The 3,371-nt window shown below is 73.4% G+C and carries 3 protein-coding genes; all 3 read left to right on the top strand.

The genetic code is table 11. The annotated features are described in order from the left end of the window. On the top strand, nucleotides 1-1,226 hold a 1,226-nt coding region (locus VR44_RS11355), incomplete at its 5' end, for an MFS transporter (protein WP_045947313.1). Between the two features lie 51 nt (nucleotides 1,227-1,277). After that, on the top strand, nucleotides 1,278-1,718 hold the full coding sequence (locus VR44_RS11350) for an SRPBCC family protein (RefSeq protein ID WP_052713554.1): 441 nt from the start codon (nucleotides 1,278-1,280) through the stop codon (nucleotides 1,716-1,718). A 52-nt stretch (nucleotides 1,719-1,770) separates the two neighbouring features. Beyond that, nucleotides 1,771-3,117, top strand: a complete 1,347-nt coding sequence (locus VR44_RS11345) for a carotenoid oxygenase family protein (protein ID WP_045947312.1) — start codon at nucleotides 1,771-1,773, stop codon at nucleotides 3,115-3,117. Nucleotides 3,118-3,371: the final 254 nt, after the last annotated feature.

Genomic DNA, 3,371 nt, shown 5'->3' with positions numbered 1-3,371 from the left:
GCCGCGTTCTGCTCACCGGTCTCGCCGCCTTCGCGGCCGCCTCCGCCGTCGCCGCGCTGGCGACTTCGCCCGGCGTCCTGATCGCCGCGCGGGCCGTCCAGGGAGCCGGGGCGGCGGCCGTCGCACCGGCATCCCTCGCCCTCGCGGTGGGCCTGCACCCCCCGGGTCAGGCCCGCGGCCGGGCGCTGGCGGTCTGGGGCGCGGTCTCCGGTGCGGGCGGGGCGGCAGGAGTGCTGCTCGGCGGGCTGCTGACCCAGGCATGGGGCTGGCCGTGGATCTTCCACACGGTGGCGATCGGCAGCTGCGCGGTGCTCGCGGCGACGGCCGCGTACGTCCCCGCGGCGGGCCCGGCGGAACGCGTCGGGTTCGACTGGGCCGGGACAGCCACCAGCGCCCTCGCCCTGACCGCCCTGGTGTGGGCTCTGACCACGGCCCGCCGCTCGGGCTGGACGGACCCCTGGGTGCCGGCCGCGTTCGGCGCCGCCGCCGTGCTCGCCGTGACGTTCTGGCGGATCGAGTGCACCAGCGCCGCCCCACTGGTGCCGCCGCGGCTGTTCGCCGCCCGCGACGTGACGGTCGGCAACCTGCTGACCGGACTGTTCGGCTCCGTGTGGATCGCCCTGTTCTTCTTCCTGCCTCTCTACCAGCAGCAGGTCCTCGGCGAGGACCCGCTGACCACCGGCCTGGGCCAACTCCCCCTCGCTGTCGCGAACATGCTCGGCGCGACCCTCGCCCCCACCCTGGCCCGCCGGGTCGGCGCCCGCACCGCACTGGTCGCAGCACTGCTGACCGAGGCGGCCGGGATGCTGTGGCTGTCCCGCATCGGCACGGACGGCACCTTCCCCGCCGACGTGCTCGGCCCGAGCGTCCTGGTCGGACTCGGCCTGGGCGTCGCCTTCGTCCAGCTCACCAGCCTGTCCGTGGCCGGCGTCGCCGGACCGGACACGGGCCTGGCGGGCGGCCTGGCCAACACCACCCGGCAGGTCGGCGGCGCCGTCGGACTCGCCGTCCTGACCACCGTCGCCGGATCCGTCACCAGCAGCGCAGCCCGCCACCAACCGCCCCTGGAGGCACTGGCCGCCGGCTACCGCACCGCTTTCGCCCTGGGCTCCGCCGTCCTGGCCGCCACCGCGCTGCTCGCCGTCCTGCTGGTGCGCCGCACGCCCGCAGCCGACCGGCCGCACCACGCGCCCGCCCCGGAGCCCGCCTCCCCGGCCCGACCCTGACCACCCGACGCCCCTTCCCTCCCTCCCCATCCTGCATCGAAAGGAACTGCCGTGCTCACCATCGACGAGACCGCGCCCGTCATCGTCCGCCTGTCCACGGAGATCAACGCCCCGCTGGAGCGCGTCTGGGCCCTGCACACCGGCATCGACGACTGGCCGGTCTGGAACCCCGACATCGACCAGGCCCGCCTGCAGGGCCCGCTCGCCGAGGGGGCCTCGTTCACCTGGCGCACCCACGGACTTGAGATCACCTCCACCGTCCGCGAACTGGTGCCCGGCGCCCGGATCGTCTGGGGCGGCCCCGCGAGCGGCATCGACGGCGTCCACGTGTGGACCTTCGAGCAGGTCGGCGACCGGGTCACCGTCCGCACCGAGGAGTCCTGGAGCGGCGCGCCCGTCGACGCCGCCACCGACCGGCTCGCCGCCGCCCTGCGCACCTCCCTGGAGGACTGGCTCACCTGCCTCAAGAACCGCGCCGAGAAGCCCTCCTGACCTCCCCTCCCTCCGCCCCTCACCGAACCCAAGAGACCCGAGGACCGCGAACATGACCGCCAAGCCCTACCTGACCGGCCACTACGAGCCCGTCGCCGACGAACTGACCGCCACCGACCTGACCGTCGACGGCACCCTCCCGCCGGAACTGACCGGACGCCTGATCCGCAACAGCCACAACCCCAAGCCCGGCGTCACCCCCACCCACTGGTTCAAGGGCAGCGGCATGGTGCACGGCATCCGGCTGCGCGAGGGCCGCGCCGAGTGGTACCGCAACCGCTGGATACAGACCCCCGCGCTGGACGGCGCCCCCTACATGACCGAGCACGGCCCGGACCTGACCGCCTCCACCGCCGGCACCCACGTCATCGAACACGCCGGCCGCCTGCTCGCCCTGTGCGAGGCCAACTTCCCCTTTCAACTCACCCCCGACCTCGAGACCGTCGGCCCCTACGACTTCGACGGCAAACTGCACAGCGCGATGACCGCGCACCCCAAGAGCGACCCTGTCACCGGCGAGCTGCACTTCTTCGGCTCCTCGCCCTTCCCTCCGTACCTGGTGTACTACGTCGCCGACGCGGACGGGCACATCACCCACAGCGCCGAGGTCCCCGGCGCCGGCGCCGCGCTCAAGCACGACTTCGCCCTCACCCGCAACCATGTGGTCTTCGTGGAGGGCACCGTCACCTTCGACCCCACCGAGCACTCCGGTATCCCCTACTCCTGGCAGGACGAGCAGCCCGCCCGGATCGGCGTCATGCCGCGCGGGGCGCAGGGCACCGCCGCGATCCGCTGGTTCCCGATCGAGCCCGGCAACATGCTGCACGTCGCCAACGCCTACGAGGACACCCACGGCCGCATCGTGCTGGAGGGCCCCACCGTCGACCGCGAGGGCTTCCAGCTCTCCTGGAACTGGTGGGTCGGCGCCCCCGGCCGCGGCAGCGAACCCAACACCCGCTCCTACAACCGCCGCTGGACCGTCGACCTGACGACGGGACGGGTGGACGAGCGGGTCATCGACGACCTCGCCATCGAGTTCCCCACCCTCAATGAGGACTTCCTCGGCGTCGAGAACCGCTACCAGTACGCCGTCTCCTTCCCTGACCAGCACGGCTTCGGCGGCTACGGCGTCGTCAAGTACGACCGCGCCACCGGCGGGCGCCGCATCCACCAGGCCGGCGACGCCCGACTGCCCAGCGAGGCGGTGTTCGTCCCCGCCGCCGGCGCCAGCCGCGAGGACGACGGCTACCTCCTCACCGTCATCTCCGACCTCAAGCAGGACGCCTCCCAGCTGCTGGTCCTGGACGCCGCCGGCCTCGACACGATCGCCACCGTCCACCTCCCGCGCCGCGTCACCGCCGGCATCCACGGCTCCTGGATCCCCGACACCAACCTCTGACCAGGGCGCTCCGCCCCGGGGCCTGCCAGGCCCGACCGGCGCACTTGCCGGTCGGGCCTCTTCGCTGTTCGGGTGTCGGCTTGCGCCGGTGCTGTCCGTCAGACGGTCACCGGGATGCCGAGCATCGCGGTGAAGCGGTTCAGCGGGCAAGCGCGAGGACGCCCGGAGCGCCGCCGTGGTCATCGACGACCGGCAAAACGTCGAGCCTGCGGTGGCGCGTCGCGTGCTCGGCTTCGGCCATCGTGGTCACGAAT

Source organism: Streptomyces katrae (genome assembly GCF_000966975.1).
Lineage (GTDB): Bacteria > Actinomycetota > Actinomycetes > Streptomycetales > Streptomycetaceae > Streptomyces > Streptomyces katrae.
The sequence above is the reverse complement of the archived record's forward strand: the minus strand, read 5'-3'. Positions and strand labels throughout refer to the sequence as shown.